Source organism: Streptomyces diacarni (assembly GCF_003323715.1).
In the GTDB taxonomy this organism is placed as follows: Bacteria; Actinomycetota; Actinomycetes; order Streptomycetales; family Streptomycetaceae; genus Streptomyces; species Streptomyces diacarni.
Map to the genome: position 1 here is coordinate 100,026 of NZ_QOIN01000033.1, position 18,309 is coordinate 118,334.

15 protein-coding genes are annotated in these 18,309 nt (G+C 70.6%); 9 read left to right on the forward strand and 6 right to left on the reverse strand.

The window, feature by feature from the left end:
* Positions 1 to 7: 7 nt before the first annotated feature.
* From DTL70_RS06440 to DTL70_RS06455, 4 genes are all read right to left on the reverse strand, one after another.
* Positions 8 to 346: a non-heme iron oxygenase ferredoxin subunit gene (locus DTL70_RS06440; RefSeq protein ID WP_114017016.1), complete on the reverse strand. Its 339-nt coding sequence runs from the start codon at positions 344 to 346 to the stop codon at positions 8 to 10.
* The gene (sufD, locus tag DTL70_RS06445) at positions 343 to 1,524 is read right to left on the reverse strand and encodes a Fe-S cluster assembly protein SufD (RefSeq protein WP_114020872.1); all 1,182 of its coding nucleotides are present in this window, start codon (positions 1,522 to 1,524) and stop codon (positions 343 to 345) included. The genes DTL70_RS06440 and sufD overlap by 4 nt, the downstream gene beginning before the upstream one ends.
* Before the next feature lie 138 nt (positions 1,525 to 1,662).
* Positions 1,663 to 3,084 (reverse strand): Fe-S cluster assembly protein SufB, encoded by a 1,422-nt coding sequence (gene sufB, locus DTL70_RS06450; RefSeq protein WP_114020873.1) that lies wholly within the window; start codon positions 3,082 to 3,084, stop codon positions 1,663 to 1,665.
* On the reverse strand, positions 3,081 to 4,037 hold the full coding sequence (locus DTL70_RS06455) for a helix-turn-helix transcriptional regulator (RefSeq protein WP_114020874.1): 957 nt from the start codon (positions 4,035 to 4,037) through the stop codon (positions 3,081 to 3,083). The genes sufB and DTL70_RS06455 overlap by 4 nt, the downstream gene beginning before the upstream one ends.
* Positions 4,038 to 4,210: 173 nt before the next feature.
* Here DTL70_RS06455 and DTL70_RS06460 point away from each other — a divergent pair, with 173 nt between their 5' ends.
* The 4 genes from DTL70_RS06460 to DTL70_RS06475 all read left to right on the forward strand — a co-directional run bounded on the left by DTL70_RS06460 (position 4,211) and on the right by DTL70_RS06475 (position 7,694).
* Positions 4,211 to 5,137, forward strand: a complete 927-nt coding sequence (locus DTL70_RS06460) for an ABC transporter ATP-binding protein (RefSeq protein ID WP_114020875.1) — start codon at positions 4,211 to 4,213, stop codon at positions 5,135 to 5,137.
* An 85-nt stretch (positions 5,138 to 5,222) separates the two neighbouring features.
* Positions 5,223 to 6,002 (forward strand): ABC transporter permease, encoded by a 780-nt coding sequence (locus tag DTL70_RS06465; RefSeq protein ID WP_114020876.1) that lies wholly within the window; start codon positions 5,223 to 5,225, stop codon positions 6,000 to 6,002.
* An 87-nt stretch (positions 6,003 to 6,089) separates the two neighbouring features.
* A complete protein-coding gene (locus DTL70_RS06470; protein WP_114020877.1) occupies positions 6,090 to 7,271 on the forward strand; it encodes a COX15/CtaA family protein in 1,182 nt (393 codons plus the stop codon).
* Positions 7,272 to 7,376: 105 nt separating this feature from the next.
* Entirely contained in the window at positions 7,377 to 7,694 is a 318-nt protein-coding gene (locus tag DTL70_RS06475) for a hypothetical protein (protein WP_114020878.1), read from the forward strand.
* 248 nt (positions 7,695 to 7,942) lie between these two features.
* On the opposite strand, the gene DTL70_RS06480 is transcribed toward DTL70_RS06475, so the two are convergent.
* Positions 7,943 to 8,902: a heme o synthase gene (locus tag DTL70_RS06480; RefSeq protein ID WP_114020879.1), complete on the reverse strand. Its 960-nt coding sequence runs from the start codon at positions 8,900 to 8,902 to the stop codon at positions 7,943 to 7,945.
* A gap of 474 nt (positions 8,903 to 9,376) precedes the next feature.
* Between DTL70_RS06480 and tkt the strand changes: the two genes are divergently transcribed.
* The 5 genes from tkt to pgl all read left to right on the forward strand — a co-directional run bounded on the left by tkt (position 9,377) and on the right by pgl (position 16,154).
* Positions 9,377 to 11,452: a transketolase gene (tkt, locus tag DTL70_RS06485; protein ID WP_114020880.1), complete on the forward strand. Its 2,076-nt coding sequence runs from the start codon at positions 9,377 to 9,379 to the stop codon at positions 11,450 to 11,452.
* Positions 11,453 to 11,573: 121 nt separating this feature from the next.
* Positions 11,574 to 12,692, forward strand: coding sequence for a transaldolase (gene tal, locus DTL70_RS06490; protein ID WP_114020881.1), 1,119 nt, complete (start codon positions 11,574 to 11,576; stop codon positions 12,690 to 12,692).
* Positions 12,693 to 12,697: 5 nt separating this feature from the next.
* Positions 12,698 to 14,233 (forward strand): glucose-6-phosphate dehydrogenase, encoded by a 1,536-nt coding sequence (zwf, locus tag DTL70_RS06495; protein WP_114020882.1) that lies wholly within the window; start codon positions 12,698 to 12,700, stop codon positions 14,231 to 14,233.
* Complete coding sequence (gene opcA / locus DTL70_RS06500) at positions 14,230 to 15,381, forward strand: glucose-6-phosphate dehydrogenase assembly protein OpcA (protein ID WP_114020935.1); 1,152 nt, start codon at positions 14,230 to 14,232, stop codon at positions 15,379 to 15,381. The genes zwf and opcA overlap by 4 nt, the downstream gene beginning before the upstream one ends.
* Positions 15,378 to 16,154, forward strand: a complete 777-nt coding sequence (pgl, locus tag DTL70_RS06505; protein WP_114020883.1) for a 6-phosphogluconolactonase — start codon at positions 15,378 to 15,380, stop codon at positions 16,152 to 16,154. Before opcA ends, pgl begins: the two co-directional genes overlap by 4 nt.
* Before the next feature lie 479 nt (positions 16,155 to 16,633).
* Here pgl and pgi read toward each other — a convergent pair whose 3' ends face one another.
* The gene (pgi, locus tag DTL70_RS06510) at positions 16,634 to 18,289 is read right to left on the reverse strand and encodes a glucose-6-phosphate isomerase (RefSeq protein WP_114020884.1); all 1,656 of its coding nucleotides are present in this window, start codon (positions 18,287 to 18,289) and stop codon (positions 16,634 to 16,636) included.
* Positions 18,290 to 18,309: the final 20 nt, after the last annotated feature.

Sequence of the window (18,309 nt, forward strand, 5' to 3'; positions counted from 1 at the left end):
GGGGGCTTCAGGACTCCTGTGTGACGGAGACGAGCACTGCCGCATCGGGGCCGTCTCCTTCGATCTTTACGGGGTACACGGGCACGGGACGGGTGGCGGGCAGACCGGAGGGCTTGCCGGTCCGCAGGTCGAAGCGCGAGCCGTGCAGCCAGCACTCGATCATGCAGTCCTCCACGTCACCCTCGGACAGCGACACGTTCGCGTGCGAGCAGATGTCGTTGATGGCGAAGACCTCGCCGTCGGTACGGACGACGGAGACCGGGACGCCGCCCAGCTCCACCCGCAGCGGGGTGTCCTCCTCCAGCTCGCCGAGCGAGGCGACGCGTGCGAAGCCTTCCTCGCTCATGAGACGGACGCCTCCAGCTCGGCCTCGATCTTGGCGAGGAGCCGCTCCTCCACGTCCGGCAGGCCGACCTGCTGGACGAGCTCGGCGAAGAAGCCGCGCACCACCAGGCGGCGGGCCTCCTGCTCGGAGATGCCCCGCGCCATCAGGTAGAACAGCTGCTCGTCCTCGAAGCGGCCGGTCGCCGAGGCGTGCCCGGCACCCACGATCTCGCCGGTCTCGATCTCCAGGTTCGGCACCGAGTCGACGCGCGAGCCGTCGGTCAGCACCAGGTTCCGGTTGAGCTCGTAGGTGTCGGTGCCGGTGGCGTCCGCCTGGATGAGTACGTCACCGATCCACACCGCGTGCGCGTCGTCGCCCTGGAGCGCGCCCTTGTAGGCGACGTTGCTGCGGCAGTTCGGCGTGTCGTGGTCGACCAGCAGGCGGTGCTCCTGGTGCTGGCCCGCGTCGGTGAAGTACAGCCCGTACAGCTCGGCCTCACCGCCGGGGCCCGCGTAGGTCACGCGCGGGTTGAGCCGCACCACGTCGCCGCCGAAGGTGACCACGACGGACTTGAACGTCGCGTCGCGGCCGACCAGCGCGTTGTGCTGCGAGCAGTGCACAGCGGTGTCGTCCCAGTCCTGCACCGAGACCACGGTCACCTTCGCGCCGTCGCCGAGGACGAACTCGACGTTGGCCGAGCGCACCGCGTCACCCGTGTGGTCGATGACGATGACGGCCTCGGCGAAGGCGCCGACGTCGAAGACCGTGTGCCCGTACGACACGCCGCCCTCGCCGTGCAGGCTCACCCGCACAGGCTCGGTCAGCACCGCGTCCTTGGGCACCGAGATGACGGAGGCCTTCTCGAAGGAGGAGAACGCCTGGGCCGCCACCCGGTCCACCGGCTTGCCGGCCCGGCCGACGCGCTCGTCGTCACGCCCGACGGCCTCGACGGTGACGCCGTCGGGCGCGGACACGTCCGTCTTGATGCCGCCCGACGCCTGCGCCGTGCCGTCGTGCAGGCCCTTGAGCCGGTCCAGCGGAGTGAAGCGCCACTCCTCCTCGCGGCCGTGCGGCACCGGGAAGTCCGCCACGTCGAAGGACGGCGGGGCGCTCATCCTCGTGGCGGTGGTGGACTCTGCGGCCACCGCGATGGCTCCGGAGGTGTTGGACCCACCGGGGATTGTCTGGGCCTCAGCCATGGCTGTCGTGTTGCTCGCTTTCTTGGGTCAAGTCCAGGAAGTCCCCCCGGGCGCCGCGGCGCTCGGCCGCGGCGGCGAGGGTCCGGCCCGCTACGCGAGGGGCCGGAGAGGAACGTGCGGCTCTGTGCCGGGGCGGCACTAGCCCACCGCGCCTTCCATCTGCAGCTCGATCAGCCGGTTCAGCTCCAGCGCGTACTCCATCGGCAGCTCCTTGGCGATCGGCTCGACGAAGCCGCGCACGATCATCGCCATGGCCTCGTCCTCGGCCAGACCGCGGCTCATCAGGTAGAAGAGCTGGTCGTCGCTGACCTTGGAGACCGTCGCCTCGTGGCCCATCGTCACGTCGTCCTCGCGGACGTCGACGTAGGGGTAGGTGTCCGAGCGCGAGATGGTGTCGACCAGCAGCGCGTCGCACAGCACGTTGGACTTGGAGCCCTCGGCGCCCTCGCCGATCTCGATGAGACCGCGGTAGGAGGTGCGGCCGCCGCTGCGCGCCACCGACTTGGAGACGATGTTGGAGGAGGTACGCGGGGCCATGTGGACCATCTTGGCGCCCGCGTCCTGGTGCTGGCCCTCGCCGGCGAAGGCGACGGACAGCGTCTCGCCCTTGGCGTGCTCACCCATGAGGTAGACCGCCGGGTACTTCATCGTCACCTTGGAGCCGAGGTTGCCGTCGACCCACTCCATGGTCGCGCCCTCGTAGGCCACGGCGCGCTTGGTGACCAGGTTGTAGACGTTGTTCGACCAGTTCTGGATCGTCGTGTAGCGGCAGCGGCCGCCCTTCTTGACGATGATCTCCACGACGGCCGAGTGCAGCGAGTCCGAGTCGTAGATCGGCGCGGTGCAGCCCTCGACGTAGTGCACGTAGGCGTCCTCGTCGACGATGATCAGCGTCCGCTCGAACTGGCCCATGTTCTCCGTGTTGATCCGGAAGTAGGCCTGGAGCGGGATGTCGACGTGGACGCCCGGCGGGACGTAGATGAAGGAGCCGCCGGACCACACCGCCGTGTTCAGCGCGGCGAACTTGTTGTCGCCGGCCGGGATGACGGTGCCGAAGTGCTCCTGGAACAGCTCGGGGTGCTCGCGCAGCGCCGTGTCCGTGTCCAGGAAGAGGACGCCCTGCTTCTCCAGGTCCTCGCGGATCTGGTGGTAGACGACCTCCGACTCGTACTGCGCGGCGACGCCGGCGACCAGGCGCTGCTTCTCCGCCTCGGGGATGCCGAGCTTGTCGTAGGTGTTCTTGATGTCCTCGGGCAGGTCCTCCCAGGACTGGGCCTGCTTCTCGGTGGACCGGACGAAGTACTTGATGTTGTCGAAGTCGATGCCCGACAGGTCCGAGCCCCAGTTCGGCATCGGCTTCTTCTCGAAGAGCTTGTGGCCCTTGAGGCGGAGCTTGAGCATCCAGTCGGGCTCGTTCTTCTTCTCCGAGATGTCGCGGACGACATGCTCGGAGAGGCCGCGCTTGGCGGTGGCGCCCGCGGCGTCGGAGTCGGCCCAGCCGTACTCGTACTTGCCCAGCCCCTCGAGCTCGGGGTGAGCAGTCTCTGTAGGAGCAGTCATGCGGGGTTCCTCCCGGCCTCGTTCGCATGGGTGGCGGTGCTGCTGGTCTTGCGGGTCTTCGGCGATATCGCGGTGGTGGGTGGTGCTGAGGTCTGCGGTGGTGCTGGGGCCTGCGGCCGCGGCGGGGGTTTCTGCGCCGCGGTCTTCGGCTGTGCCCCCGGGACGAAGGTCGTACACACCCCGTCGCCGTGCGCGATGGTCGCCAGACGCTGGACGTGCGTGCCGAGCAGGCGGGAGAAGACCTCCGTCTCCGCCTCGCACAGCTGGGGGAACTGCTCGGCCGTATGAGCCACCGGGCAGTGGTGCTGGCACAGCTGCTCGCCCGCCTGCGCGGGGGCCTCCCGCGCCGTGGCAGCGTACCCGTCCTCGGACAGGGCGCGTGCCAGCGCCCGCGCGCGGTCCTCGGGGGGCACTCCGGCGAGCGCCGCGTGGTACTTCTCGGCCTGCGCCTCGACGCGGGCCCGCGCGAAGGCGGCGATCGCCGCCTCGCCGACCTCTCCGCCGCCCGCCTGCTGGGCGATCCACCGCAGCGCGTCGGCGGCGAGCTCGTCGTACGCCTGGTCGAAGGCGTCCCGGCCGCAGTCGGTGAGGGCGAACACCTTGGCGGGCCGCCCCCTGCCCCGCGAGCCGTAGACCCGCTTCGCGCGGGCCTCCACGACGCCCTCACCGGTGAGCGCGTCGAGATGCCGGCGGACGGCCGCCTGCGTCAGCTCCAGGCGCAACGCCACCTCCGCCGCGGTGGACGGGCCGTGGTCGAGAAGGGAGCGGGCGACCTTGTTCCGCGTGCCGGGCTGCTCGTCCTGCGCCGCCTGGGGCGCGGGGGCGGGCCGCTCGTCCTGCGGGACCCGGGCCGACGGCGGGGGCACGCCCGCCTCGGCCGCCCGTACCGCGGGCGTCGTCCGCGATGCGGAGGAGCCGGACACGGCGGCCTCGCCGGTGGCCGCTGCGGCCATCGGTCGGTCCTCCCGAGCCTCGTCCCTCTTTTTCACAACGCCATTGTTGCTTAATTCGCCGGAACCCGGCAAGCGCCGCCTGTGACCAGTCACAATGGGGTGCGTCACGTAAGGCGTACCTAACCCGCAAACCCCCGGACAGAGCGCCCGTGGCCGCTCCTTAGACTGCGTCCATGCAAAGTGCAGCGGCGCTCGAGGTCGCGGGGCTGGTGAAGCGGTACGGCGACAAGACCGCCGTCGACGGACTCGACCTGACCGTCGAGCGCGGCACCGTCACCGCCTTCCTGGGCCCCAACGGCGCGGGCAAGACCACCACCGTCGAAACCTGCGAGGGCTACCGCCGTCCGGACGGCGGCACCGTCCGGGTGCTCGGCCTCGACCCCGTCACCCAGGGGAGCGAGCTGCGGCCCCGGATCGGCGTCATGCTGCAGAGCGGCGGCATCTACCCCACCGCGCGCGCCGAGGAGACGCTGCGCCACATGGCGACACTGCACGCCCACCCGCTGGACGTGCCGGCGCTCATGGAACGCCTCGGCCTGGGCAGCTGCGGCCGTACGCCCTACCGCCGGCTGTCCGGCGGCCAGCAGCAGCGCCTGGCGCTGGCCCTCGCCCTGGTCGGACGCCCCGAACTGGTCTTCCTGGACGAGCCCACCGCCGGACTCGATCCGCAGGCCCGCCACGCCACCTGGGACCTCGTGCGCGACCTGCGCGCCGACGGGGTCACCGTGCTGCTGACCACGCACCACATGGAAGAGGCCGAGGAGCTCTCGGACGAGGTCGCCATCGTCGACGGCGGCAAGGTCATCGCCCAGGGCCCGCCCGACGTCCTGTGCAAGGGCGGCGCCGAGAACACCCTCCGCTTCGCCGGGCGCCCGGGACTCGACCTCCCCTCCCTCCTCAAGGCCCTCCCCACCGGAACCGAAGCGGCCGAGCTGCACCCGGGCAGCTACCGCCTGACCGGAACGGTCGACCCCCAGCTGCTCGCCACCGTCACCTCCTGGTGCGCCCAGAACGGCGTGCTGCCTGACCGCATCTCTGTGGAGCGCAGAACCCTGGAAGACGTCTTCTTGGAACTCACGGGGAAGGAGCTGCGCTCGTGAAACGGCACGCTTTGACCGGCCGGGGGTCCGGGGGTCGTCCCCCGGGGCATCGCAGCGTGGAGCTCACGGGGAAGGAGCTGCGCTCATGAGCGGGCGGGCTGCCGCCGGTACGTACGCGCCGGAGCCGGGCGCCGCGCCGCTGCCGCGCATGGTGCGCGCGCAGGCGTGGCTGGAGACGCGGACACAACTGCGCAACGGGGAGCAACTGCTGCTGACCGTCATCATCCCGACCCTGCTGCTGGTGCTCTTCAGCGCCGTCGACATCGTCGACACCGGCGAGGGCTCGCGGGTGGACTTCCTCGCCCCGGGCATCCTCGGCCTGGCCGTCCTGTCGACCGCCTTCACCGGGCAGGCCATCTCCACCGGCTTCGAGCGCCGCTACGGCGTGCTGAAGAGGCTCGGCGCCTCCCCGCTGCCCCGCTGGGGGCTGATGGCGGCCAAGACGTGCTCCGTCCTGGTCATCGAGGCCCTCCAGGTGCTGCTGCTGAGCGTGGTGGCGCTCGCCCTGGGCTGGTCGCCGCACGGCAACCCGGCCACCGTGCTGCTCCTGCTCCTGCTGGGCACGGCCGCCTTCTCCGGGCTCGGCCTGTTGATGGCGGGCACGCTCAAGGCGGAGGCGACACTGGCGGGGGCGAACCTGGTCTTCATCCTGCTGCTGGTCGGCGGGGGCGTGATCGTCCCGCTGGACACGTTCCCGGACGCGGCGCAGAGCGCTCTTCGGCTGCTGCCGATCTCCGCTCTCTCCGACGGGCTGCGCGACGTGCTCCGGCAGGGGGCCGGGATGCCCTGGGGCGATCTGGCGGTTTTGGTGGTGTGGGCCGTGGTGGGGCTGGGCGCGGCGGCGCGTTTCTTCAAGTGGGAGTGACCGGCCGGCCGCGCCGGTCGGGGGCGTACGACGGCGCCCGGCACCCCCTCGTGAAAGCGCGCACAAGCGGCGCTCTACGATGGCTGCGTGCCGAATCTGCTCGAAGTCGTACGTAACCCCATCGCGTACATCGCCGCACGCTGGACCCCCTCCCCCCGTACCGTGCAGCGGGCCGCCCTCACCGCGCTGCTGATGAGCGTTCTCATCGTGGTGACCGGCGGGGCCGTGCGGCTCACCGGTTCGGGGCTCGGGTGCGACACGTGGCCCAAGTGCAGCGACGACAGCCTCACCGCCACCTCGGCGATGGGCATTCACGGCGCCATCGAGTTCGGCAACCGCATGATGACGTGGGTGGTCTCGGCCGCCGTCGGCTGGACCATCATCGCCGTACGGTCGATGAAGCCCGCCCGCAAGGGGCTGAGCCGGCTCGCGTGGTCGCAGTTCTGGGTCGTGATGAGCAACGGCGTCGTCGGCGGCATCACCGTATGGGTGAAGCTGAACCCGTTCGTGGTGGCCGGCCACTTCCTGGCGGCGATGGCCCTCCTGACGGTCACGACACTCACCTGGCTGCGCACCCGCGAGGGTGAGGCACCGCCCCGCCCGCTGGTGGGCAGCCCCGTCAGGAAGCTCACCTACGTCCTGACCTTCTTCTCCGCCTGCCTCCTGATCGCCGGCACGGTCGTGACGGGCGCCGGGCCGCACGCGGGCGACAGCAGCGACGTGAAGCGCATGCCGGTCTCCGTGGAGCTGGCGACGCAGAGCCACGCCGCGCTGGCCTGGATCGTGGTGGCGCTGGCGGTGCTGCTGTACGTGGGCCTCCGCGTCATGGACGCCCCCCGGGGTCCGCGGAGCACCGCACGCAATCTGATCATCGTCCTGCTCGCCCAGGGCGTCATCGGATACGTGCAGTACGTCACCGACCTCCCCGAGGTGCTCGTCGGCGTGCACCTGCTGGGCTCGACGCTGGTGTGGATCGGCGTCCTGCGGGTGGTGCTGTCGACGCGCGAGCGGGCACCCCTCGCGGCCACCGCGCCGGAGCCCGAGCCGGGCCAGGACACCGCCGCCAACGCCGCATCCGCCGCATCCGCCGCATCCGCCGCATCCGCCGCATCCGCCGCCGAGCCTGCACCCGCTGCCGAGCCTGCACCCGCTGCCGAGGCGGCCCCGCGGCCCGCGGGCGCGCCGGCGTCGTCCGCGGGCGCGCCGGCGTCGTCCGCGGGCGCGCCGGCGTCGTCCGCGGGCGCGCCGGCGTCGTCCGCGGGCCGCTGACGACGCCCGCCGCCCCCGGCGCATCCGGGGGCGGCCAGGCTCCACGCCGAGGCCGTCGTCCCCGCCCCCTCGCCTCCGCAGCTACCCGCCGGTAGCATCTGCCTCATGGCAGCAGACAGCAGCAAGCGGGCGGGCCGGCTCGCCCAGCAGATCAGCGGGTTCGCGAAGCGGCACGGCGGCAGCGCAGAAGCCCAGATCGCCTACGTGGGCCAGCGGGGTTTCCGCATCTCGCTGGTGAGCTCGGACGGCACCTGGGGCGATCTGATGGCGCCCTCGAAGGAGACGGCCGAGGAGGCCGTGCAGGCGGCCGGTGCCACGCTCAAGGAGAGCTTCGACGGCGAGATGGCCGAGCATATGCGCACGGGCCCCTACGAGTGGGAGCGCATGGCCGGTATCCAGGTGGGCGGCCCCGCCAACCGGTAGGAGCGGCGTTCCGGGACGCACCCCTCGCGTCCGCCCGTGGTCCACAGGGTGCCGTCGGGCCCGGACCCCGGACCCTCACCACCACGCCACCGCACCACCGCGGAACGCCCTAACGCGAATGGCTCCCTCCCGACTGACGGGGAGGGAGCCATTCGCGTTACGTGGAGCGTGCGGGCGCTCGTGCGTGGGGCGTCGGCGGGAGGGGCGCGGGGACAGCTGATGAGCGCCCCCGCGCGGACGAGCACGCCTCAGCGCAGGAACGGGTCGATGGCCACGGCGGCGAAGACGAGCGACACGTAGGTGATCGACCAGTGGAAGAGGCGCATCTCCTTGAGCTTGGCGCCGGTCAGACCCGCGCGGGCGCGGGCGCGCAGGGCGTGCGCCTCCCAGAGCCACAGTCCGCCGGCCAGTACCGCCACCAGGGGGTAGAACCAGCCGACGTACCCCAGCGGCCACAGCAGCAGGGAGACCAGCACCATGATCCAGCTGTAGACGACGATCTGGGTGGCGACGGTGACGTTGCTGGCGATGGCGGGCAGCATCGGCACGCCGACCCGCTGGTAGTCCTCCTTGACCTTCATGGACAGCGGCCAGTAGTGCGGCGGCGTCCAGAAGAACATCACCAGGAAGAGGATGACGGCGGCCCAGCTGACCTCGTTCGTGACGGCGGACCAGCCGATGAAGACGGGCAGGCATCCTGCGATGCCGCCCCAGACGATGTTCTGCGACGTACGCCGCTTCAGGAGCATCGTGTAGACGACGACGTAGAAGAGGAGAGCGCCCAACGAGAGGGCGGCCGAGAGCCAGTTGACCAGCAGGCCGAACATCAGGGTGGAGACCAGCGCGAGGCTGATGCCGAAGACCAGGCACTCCCACGGCTTGACCACGCCGGTGACCAGCGGTCGGCGCTCGGTGCGGTGCATGAGCGCGTCGATGTCGCGGTCGATGTACATGTTGAGCGCGTTGGCGCCGCCGGCCGACAGATAGCCGCCGAGGCAGGTGATCACCACGAGCTGGAGGTCGGGCACGCCCTGAGCCGCCAGGAACATGACCGGGATGGTGGTCATGAGGAGCAGCTCGATGATCCGCGGCTTGGTCAGCTCGATGAACGCCTTCACGCGGGCGCCGAGCGGCCGGTGGCCGCTGGGCTCCAGCGTCCCCGCGGGACGGGATTCGACGGCCGTCACGGACACCCCTGATCGACTCATTAGGAACCAGCGAGCCGACGTCACGGGCACACAGCAGGAAAAGGTGCAGGCCCGGGTCAAGCTCGCGCGTACCACGCCACTTTAGACGCCTGCCATACCTCGCCCGTCATGGGGGGTCGCCCGTGTTGGCCCTCGTCGTGGGCGGTCGGCCCCGCTGTGGCGCCGCTGCCCGGGCCCGGCGCGTCTTTCGAGGTCAGCGCGGCGGGCAGATCCGAGCGCGAATGAGCCGTGTTCGACGGGCGAATCGGGGGAACAGACGTCAGCCTGGGAGTGGGTGCCGCGGCGCCCCGGGCAGCCAATCGGTGGGAATAGCACATATCTCTCCCACGTTCTGGTGATTGTCGGCCGGGGACGAGGTGGTGACCACACAGTGACCTGTCGCAAAGTCGCACGTCCCGGCAACGGTACGCTCGACACCGCCCGGTGAGCGCACACACCGGCCATCGAACATGTGGAGAGGAGCCCTGACGCAGGGTGAGCACCAAGCCGACCACCACAGACTTTGAGTGGACCGACCTGGACCAGCAGGCCGTGGACACGGTTCGAGTCCTGGCCATGGATGCCGTGCAGAAGGTCGGTAACGGCCATCCCGGTACGGCCATGAGCCTGGCACCCGTCGCGTACCTGCTCTACCAGAAGCTGATGCGCCACGATCCGACCGACCCGGACTGGACCGGCCGCGACCGCTTCGTCCTCTCCGCGGGGCACTCCAGCCTCACGCAGTACATCCAGATCTTCCTGGCCGGCTACGGCCTGGAGATGGACGATCTCAAGTCGTTCCGCACCTGGGGCAGCCGCACGCCCGGCCACCCCGAGCACGGCCACACCGTGGGGGTGGAGACGACGACGGGCCCGCTGGGACAGGGCGTCTCCAACGCGGTCGGCATGGCGATGGCCGCCCGCTACGAGCGCGGCCTCTTCGACCCGGAGGCGGCCGCGGGCGAATCCCCGTTCGACCACGACATCTGGGTCATCGCCAGCGACGGCGACCTGGAGGAGGGCGTCTCCGCCGAGGCCTCCTCCCTCGCGGGCCACCAGCGGCTGGGCAACCTGATCGTGCTGTGGGACGACAACCACATCTCGATCGAGGGCGACACGGCGACCGCTTTCTCCGAGGACACGCTGCGCCGGTACGAGGCCTACGGCTGGCACGTGCAGCGCGTCGACCAGAAGGAGGACGGCGACCTCGACCCGAAGGGGCTGTACAAGGCCCTCAAGGCGGCGCAGGCCGAGACCGAGCGCCCCTCCTTCATCGCGATGCGCTCCATCATCGCCTGGCCGGCCCCCAACGCACAGAACACCGAGGCGGCCCACGGCTCGGCACTGGGCGACGACGAGGTCGCCGCCACCAAGCGCGTGCTGGGCTTCAGCCCGGAGAAGGACTTCTTCATCTCCGACGAGGTCTTCGCGCACGTCCGCAAGGCCAGCGACCGCGGGCGCGAGATGCAGGCCGCGTGGGACAAGCGGATGGCCGCGTGGCGTGAGGCCAACCCGCAGCGCGCCGCCGAGTTCGACCGCGTCCGCGAGGGCCGGCTGCCCGAGGGCTGGGAGAAGGCGCTGCCCGTCTTCCCCGCGGGCGAGTCGGTGGCCACCCGTAAGGCGTCCGGCAGCGTGCTCAAGGCGCTCGGCCCCGTCATCCCCGAGCTGTGGGGCGGCTCCGCCGACCTGGCCGGCTCGAACAACACGACGTTCGCGCAGACGTCCTTCCTGCCCGAGGGCAATCCGCTGCCGGGCGCCGACCCGTACGGGCGTACGGTGCACTGGGGCATTCGCGAGCACGCGATGGGTTCGACGATGAACGGCATCGCGCTGCACGGCAACACGCGCGTCTACGGCGGTACGTTCCTGGTCTTCTCCGACTACATGCGCCCCGCCGTCCGGCTCGCCGCGCTGATGAAGGCGCCCGTCACCTACGTGTGGACGCACGACTCCATCGGCCTGGGCGAGGACGGCCCCACGCACCAGCCGGTCGAACACCTGAGCGCGCTGCGCGCCATCCCCGGACTGAACGTCGTCCGCCCCGCGGACGCCAACGAGACCGCGGAGGCGTGGGCGGAGATCATGCGCCGCCACAGCAGCAACCCGGCGCCGCACGGGCTGGCACTCACCCGGCAGGGCGTGCCGACCTACGAAGCGAACCCGGCCGCCGCCAAGGGCGGCTACGTGCTGTTCGAGGCGGAAGGCGGCCACCCGCAGATCGTCCTGATGGCGACCGGCTCCGAGGTGCAGCTCGCCGTCACGGCGCGCGAGCAGCTGCAGGAGCAGGGAATCCCGACGCGGGTCGTCTCGATGCCGTGCCTGGAGTGGTTCCAGGAGCAGGAGCAGTCCTACCGCGACAGCGTCCTGCCCCCCAACCTCAAGGCGCGCGTCGCCGTCGAGGCGGGCGTCGGGCTGACCTGGCACCGGTACGTCGGCGAAGCGGGCCGCATCGTGTCGCTGGAGCACTTCGGCGCCTCGGCCGACGCCAAGGTGCTCTTCAAGGAGTTCGGCTTCACCGCGGACGCCGTGGAGCTCGCGGCCAAGGAGTCGCTGCAGGCAGCGTCCCGCTGAACCGCCGAGGACTCCCCCGGACCCGTCCGGGAGGTGCCGGCCGGGTGGTCGCTCACCTGAGCGACCACCCGGCGGGCCCCGACACAACGAAAAGCCAACAAGCACAGGAGATGCGAATCCCATGACAGACGCACTGAAGCGCCTTACTGACGAAGGCGTCGCGATCTGGCTGGACGACCTGTCGCGCAAGCGCATCACGTCGGGCAACCTCGGCGAGCTGATCGACGAGCACCACGTGGTCGGCGTGACGACCAACCCGACCATCTTCCAGAAGGCCATCTCGGCAGGCGAGGGCTACGAGCAGCAGGTCTCCGACCTGGCCGCCCGCCGCGTCTCCGTCGAGGAGGCCGTCCGCATGATCACCACGGCGGACGTCCGCGACGGCGCCGACGTGATGCGTCCGGTCTACGACGCGACCGGCGGCAAGGACGGCCGGGTCTCCATCGAGGTCGACCCTCGTCTGGCCCACAACACCAAGGCGACGGTCGCCGAGGCCCGCCAGCTGGCCTGGCTGGTCGACCGGCCCAACACCTTCATCAAGATTCCGGCCACCGAGGCCGGTCTCCCCGCCATCACCGAGACGATCGGCAAGGGCATCAGCGTCAACGTCACGCTGATCTTCTCGCTGGAGCGGTACCGGGCGGTCATGGACGCCTACATGGCGGGCCTGGAGAAGGCCAAGAGCCTGGGCCTCGACCTGTCCGACATCCACTCCGTGGCGTCCTTCTTCGTCTCCCGCGTGGACACCGAGGTCGACAAGCGGCTCGCCGCGCTCGACACCGACGAGGCCAAGGCCCTCAAGAGCAAGTCGGCGATCGCCAACGCCCGACTGGCCTACCGGGAGTACGAGCAGGTCGTCGCCTCCGATCGCTGGCAGGCCCTGGAGAAGGCCGGCGCCAATCAGCAGCGTCCGCTGTGGGCGTCGACCGGCGTGAAGGACCCCGAGCTGCCCGACACGCTGTACGTGACCCAGCTGGTGGCACCCAACACGGTCAACACCATGCCGGAGGCCACCCTCAAGGCCGTCGGCGACCACGGCGACAACGAGGGCGACGCGGTCCGCGGCTCCTACGAGGACGCGCAGGCCGTCCTCGACGGCATCGCCAAGCTGGGCATCTCCTACGACGACGTCGTCAAGGTGCTCGAGGACGAGGGCGTCCAGAAGTTCGAGGACTCCTGGAAGGACCTGCTCACGTCCACGGAGGCCGAGCTGCAGCGCCTCGCCCCGAAGGAGGCGTAAGCGAATTGAGCAACGTCAGCGGTACGGACAACCCGCTGCGTGACGCTCAGGACCGGCGGCTCCCGCGCATCGCGGGGCCGTCGGGCCTGGTCATCTTCGGCGTCACGGGTGATTTGTCCCGGAAGAAGCTGATGCCCGCGGTCTACGACCTCGCCAACCGCGGACTCCTCCCACCCGGCTTCTCCCTCATCGGCTTCGCACGCCGCGACTGGGAGGACGAGGATTTCGCCCAGGTCGTCCACGACGCGGTCAAGGAACACTCCAGGACCACCTTCCGCGAGGAGGTCTGGCAGCAGCTCGCCCAGGGCATGCGCTTCGTCCCCGGCGAATTCCACGACGACGAGGCCTTCGAAACCCTGCGGGCCACCATCGAGGAACTCGACAAGTCCCGCGGAACCGGCGGCAACTTCGCCTTCTACCTCTCGGTACCGCCCAAGTTCTTCCCCACGGTCGTCTCCCAGCTCAAGAAGCACGGCCTCTCCGACGCGGGGCCGGGATCCTGGCGCCGCGCCGTCATCGAGAAGCCCTTCGGGCACGACCTGAAGTCGGCCCGGGAGCTGAACTCCGTCATCCACGAGGTCTTCCGGGCCAGCTCGGTCTTCCGGATCGACCACTACCTCGGCAAGGAGACGGTCCAGAACATCCTGGCCCTCCGCTTCGCCAACACGATGTTCGAACCGCTGTGGAACCGCAGCTACGTCGACCACGTGCAGATCACCATGGCCGAGGACATCGGCATCGGCGGCCGCGCCGGCTACTACGACGGCATCGGCTCCGCGCGCGACGTCATCCAAAACCACCTCCTCCAGCTCCTCGCCCTGACCGCGATGGAGGAACCCACCTCCTTCGACGCCAAGGCGCTCGTCACCGAGAAGCTCAAGGTCCTCAACTCGGTACGGCTGCCGAAGGACCTGGGCAAGCACACGGTGCGCGGCCAGTACGCGGCCGGGTGGCAAGGCGGCGAAAAGGTGCCGGGCTACCTCGACGAAGAGGGCATTGACCCGAACTCCAAAACCGACACCTACGCCGCCATAAAGCTGGCGATCGACAACCGCCGCTGGGCAGGCGTCCCCTTCTACCTGCGCACCGGCAAGCGGCTCGGCCGCCGCGTCACCGAGATCGCCGTCGTCTTCCAGCGCGCCCCCCACTCCCCCTTCGACACCACCGACACCCAGGAACTGGGCGAGAACGCCCTCGTCATCCGCGTCCAGCCCGACGAAGGCGTCACCATCAGGTTCGGCTCCAAGGTGCCCGGCACCCAGATGGAGATCCGCGACGTCACCATGGACTTCGCCTACGGCGAATCCTTCACCGAGTCCAGCCCCGAGGCGTACGAACGCCTCATCCTCGACGTCCTGCTGGGCGACGCGAACCTCTTCCCCCGGCACCAGGAAGTCGAACGCTCCTGGGAGATCCTCGACCCCGTCGAGGAGTACTGGGACACACACGGCAAGCCCGAGCAGTACTCCGCCGGCACCTGGGGGCCCCAGAGCGCCGACGAGATGCTCGCACGCGACGGACGGATTTGGCGGCGGCCATGAACATCGACCTCACGGACACCACGTCCAGCCGCATCAACGCCGAACTGGTCAAGGCGCGCCGCTCCCTCGGCTCGCCTGCCATGGGCATGGTGCTCACCCTCGTCATCGTCACCGACGAAGGCAACCACTACGACGCGCTCAAGGCCGCGAGCGGTGCCTCCAAGGAGCACCCCTCCCGCATCCTCGTCGTCGTCCGGCGCCCAGGACGCTCCCCCCGCGACCGGGCGCGCCACCGGCTCGACGCCGAGGTCCGCGTCGGCGCCGACGTGGGAGAGGCGGGCTCCGGCGAAACGGTCATCCTGCGGCTGCACGGAGAACTGGCCTCGCACTCCCACAGCGTCGTCCTGCCGCTCCTGCTGCCGGACGCACCCGTGGTCGTGTGGTGGCCCGAGGACGCACCACCCAACCCGGCCGAGGACGCCCTCGGCAAACTCGCACAGCGGCGCATCACCGACGCCGCCGCCACGGAGGACCCCGTCGGCGCCCTCAGCATGCGCGCCAGCACCTACGCGCCCGGCGACACCGACCTGTCCTGGACCCGCATCACCCCCTGGCGCAGCATGCTCGCCGCCTCGCTGGACCAGAAACTGGCCACCATCGACTCGGCCGTCGTCGAAGGCGAGGAGTACAACCCCTCCAGCGAACTCCTCGCCCTCTGGATCGCCGAACGCCTGCGCGTCCCCGTCGAACGCCGCATCTCCGAAGGCCCCGGCATCACCGGCGTACGGCTGGAAACCGCCGACGGCCAGATCTGCCTCGACCGCGCCGACGGCGCCCTCGCCGAACTCGCCGTCCCCGGCCAGCCCGACCGCCACGTCGCCCTCCAGCGGCGCACCACCGCCGAACTCCTCGCCGAGGAACTGCGGCGACTCGATCCCGACGAGGCGTACGCCGAAGCCGTCCGCTTCGGCGTCAACAAGATCTCGGGCCCCGACCCCGCACACCCCACACCCGCCTCACCCGCCCCCGCACCGACGGAGGCCTCCGGCGTGACGGAGACCTCGGCGCAAACGGCGCAGGACGCGGCCTCCCCCGAGACCGCAGCCACCGAGCAGCCCACCACCGCCGCCTCCCCCACGCCGGCGAAGAAGAAGGCCACCTCGGCGTCACCGTCGAAGACCCGGGCGGCGAAGAAGGGCCAAAAGTGAGCGCGGCAGCCACCGGACGCGACATCCTCATCCACCGCGACAAGGACGAACTCGCCCAGGCCACGGCCGCACGGCTCCTCACCCGCCTCGCCGACGCCCAAGCCGCACACGGCACCGCCTCCGCCGTCCTCACCGGAGGCCGCAACGGCAACGCACTGCTCGCCGCGGTCGCCGCCTCCGGCGACCGCGACCGCATCGACTGGTCACGGCTCGACCTGTGGTGGGGCGACGAACGGTTCCTCCCCGAGAACGACCCCGAACGCAACCACACCCAGGCCCGCGAAGCGCTCCTGGACGCCGTACCGCTCGACCCCGCACGCCTCCACGTGATGCCGCCCTCCGACGGGCCGTACGCCGGCGACGCCGAAGCCGCGGCGGAGGCCTACGCCACGGAACTCGCCGCCGCGGCGGGGCCCGACGCCACCGCGCGCGTCCCCGCCTTCGACGTCCTCCTCCTCGGCGTCGGACCCGACACCCACGTCGCGTCCCTCTTCCCCGAACACCCCGCACTCCGGGAAACGGAACGGACAGTCGTCGGGGTCCACGGCGCGCCCAAACCGCCACCCACCCGCCTCTCCCTCACACTGCCCGCCATCCGGGCAGCACGAGAGGTATGGCTGCTCGCCGCGGGGGAGGACAAAGCCGGAGCGGTCGCCTGCGCCCTTGCGGGCTCCGGCGAGCTCCAGGCGCCCGCCGCGGCGGTGTGCGGGAGTTCCCGCACCCTTTGGCTGCTCGACGAAGCCGCCGCCTCCCGGCTTCCCGCCACCACGTGAGCCCCCGGGGGACAGGGGCCTACCCCCTGTCCCCCGCCCCCTCACACGGCACCTTCTTCTCCACCTCAGCCATGACCGCCTGCACCAACTCCCCAACGGCTCCCGCAACGCCTCCCGGTCGGCATCGAACTTGTAGGCGTTGACCGTGAGGTCGAGGTGAAAACGGTCGGGCTTTTCTGCCCCTGCGGGAGAGCACTCAACCACCGCTGCCGCACCTGCACGCCGGGCCGCAGCTTCGTGCTTGCCTGGGACGGGCTCCGCGCCCGCGCGGCCCGCCTCCGCACGGACGTGCAGTCCGGGTGCCCAGGGGCGCCGCCTTGGAGACCGCCGCCCGATCGGGTGACGGGAGGGCGGGAGGGCATGCGGGAGGGGCGGAGACCTCGCCGGTCTCCGCCCCTCCGGGCAGCGTGTGCAGAGGTGCGGCGTGTGCTGTGCTGCGCGGGCACGCGGCACACGCACGTGGGCGTGCGCGGGTGCCCTCAGGCTGTGCGCCCCCGCAGGGAGCGGTAGCGCTCGACCAGTGTGGTGGTCGAGGCGTCGAGGCCGGAGACGTCCGCGCCGTCGGTGAGGGCGGGTTCCAGCCGCTTGGCGAGGACCTTGCCGAGTTCGACGCCCCACTGGTCGAAGGAGTCGATGTCCCAGATGGCGCCTTGGACGAAGACCTTGTGTTCGTACAGGGCGACGAGTTGGCCGAGAACGGACGGGGTCAGCGCCGAGGCGAGGATCGTGGTGGTGGGTCGGTTGCCGGGGAAGGTGCGGTGCGGCACCTGGGCCTCGGGGGTGCCCTCGGCGCGTACCTCGTCGGCGGTCTTGCCGAAGGCGAGCGCCTGGCCTTGGGCGAAGAGGTTGGCCATGAGCAGGTCGTGCTGGTCGCGCAGGTCGCCGAGTTCGGCGATGGGGTCGGCGAAGCCGATGAGGTCGGCGGGGATCATCTTGGTGCCCTGGTGCAGCAGCTGGTAGTAGGCGTGCTGGCCGTTGGTGCCCGGGGTGCCCCAGACGACGGGTCCCGTCTGCCAGCGCACGGGGTCGCCGCCGCGCGTGGTGGATTTACCGTTGGACTCCATGTCCAGCTGTTGCAGGTAGGCGGTGAACTGGGACAGGTAGTGGCTGTAGGGCAGTACGGCGTGCGACTGGGCGTCGTGGAAGTTGCCGTACCAGATGCCGAGCAGGCCGAGCAGCAGCGGCGCGTTGGACTCGAAGGGCGCGGTGCGGAAGTGCTCGTCCATGAGGTGGAAGCCGGCGAGCATGTCGCCGAAGCACTCGGGGCCGATGGCGACCATGAGGGAGAGGCCGATGGCGGAGTCGTAGGAGTAGCGGCCACCGACCCAGTCCCAGAACTCGAACATGTTGTCGGTGTTGATGCCGAACTCGGCGACCTTCTCCGCGTTGGTGGAGACGGCGACGAAGTGCTTGGCCACGGCCGAGGAGTCGCCGTCGAACGCGCCGAGCAGCCAGGCGCGCGCGGCCTTCGCGTTGGTGATCGTCTCGATCGTGGTGAAGGTCTTGGACGCGACGATGAACAGCGTCTCGGCCGGGTCGAGGTCGCGGACGGCCTCGTGCAGGTCCGCGCCGTCGACGTTGGAGACGAAGCGGAAGTTCATGTCCCGCCGCGCGTAGGGGCGCAGCGCCTCGTAGGCCATCTTCGGGCCGAGGTCGGAGCCGCCGATACCGATGTTGACGATGTTCTTGATGCGCTTGCCGGTGTGGCCGGCCCAGTGCCCCTCGCGCACCTTGGTGGCGAAGGTGCCCATGCGGATGAGGACTTGGTGCACCTTGGGGGTGACGTTCTCACCGTCCGTGCGCACGGTGGCCGATTCCGGGGTACGCAGCGCCGTGTGCAGGACAGCGCGGTCCTCGGTGACGTTGATCTTTTCGCCTGCGAACATGGCGTCGCGCAGCGGTGCGACGCCCGCCGCCTCGGCGAGCTGCCGCAGCAGGCGCAGCGTCTCGTCGGTGACCAGGTGCTTGGAGTAGTCGATGTAGAGATCACCGACCCACACGGTGTAGCGTCCGGCGCGCTCCGGGTCGTCGTCGAACAGCCGCCGCAGGTGCGTCCGGCCGAATCCCTCGCGGTGCTGGGTCAGCGCGAGCCACTCGGGCATCTGGTCGAGCTGGGTGCGGCCTTCAGCGTTCATCAGCGAAATCAGCCCATTCC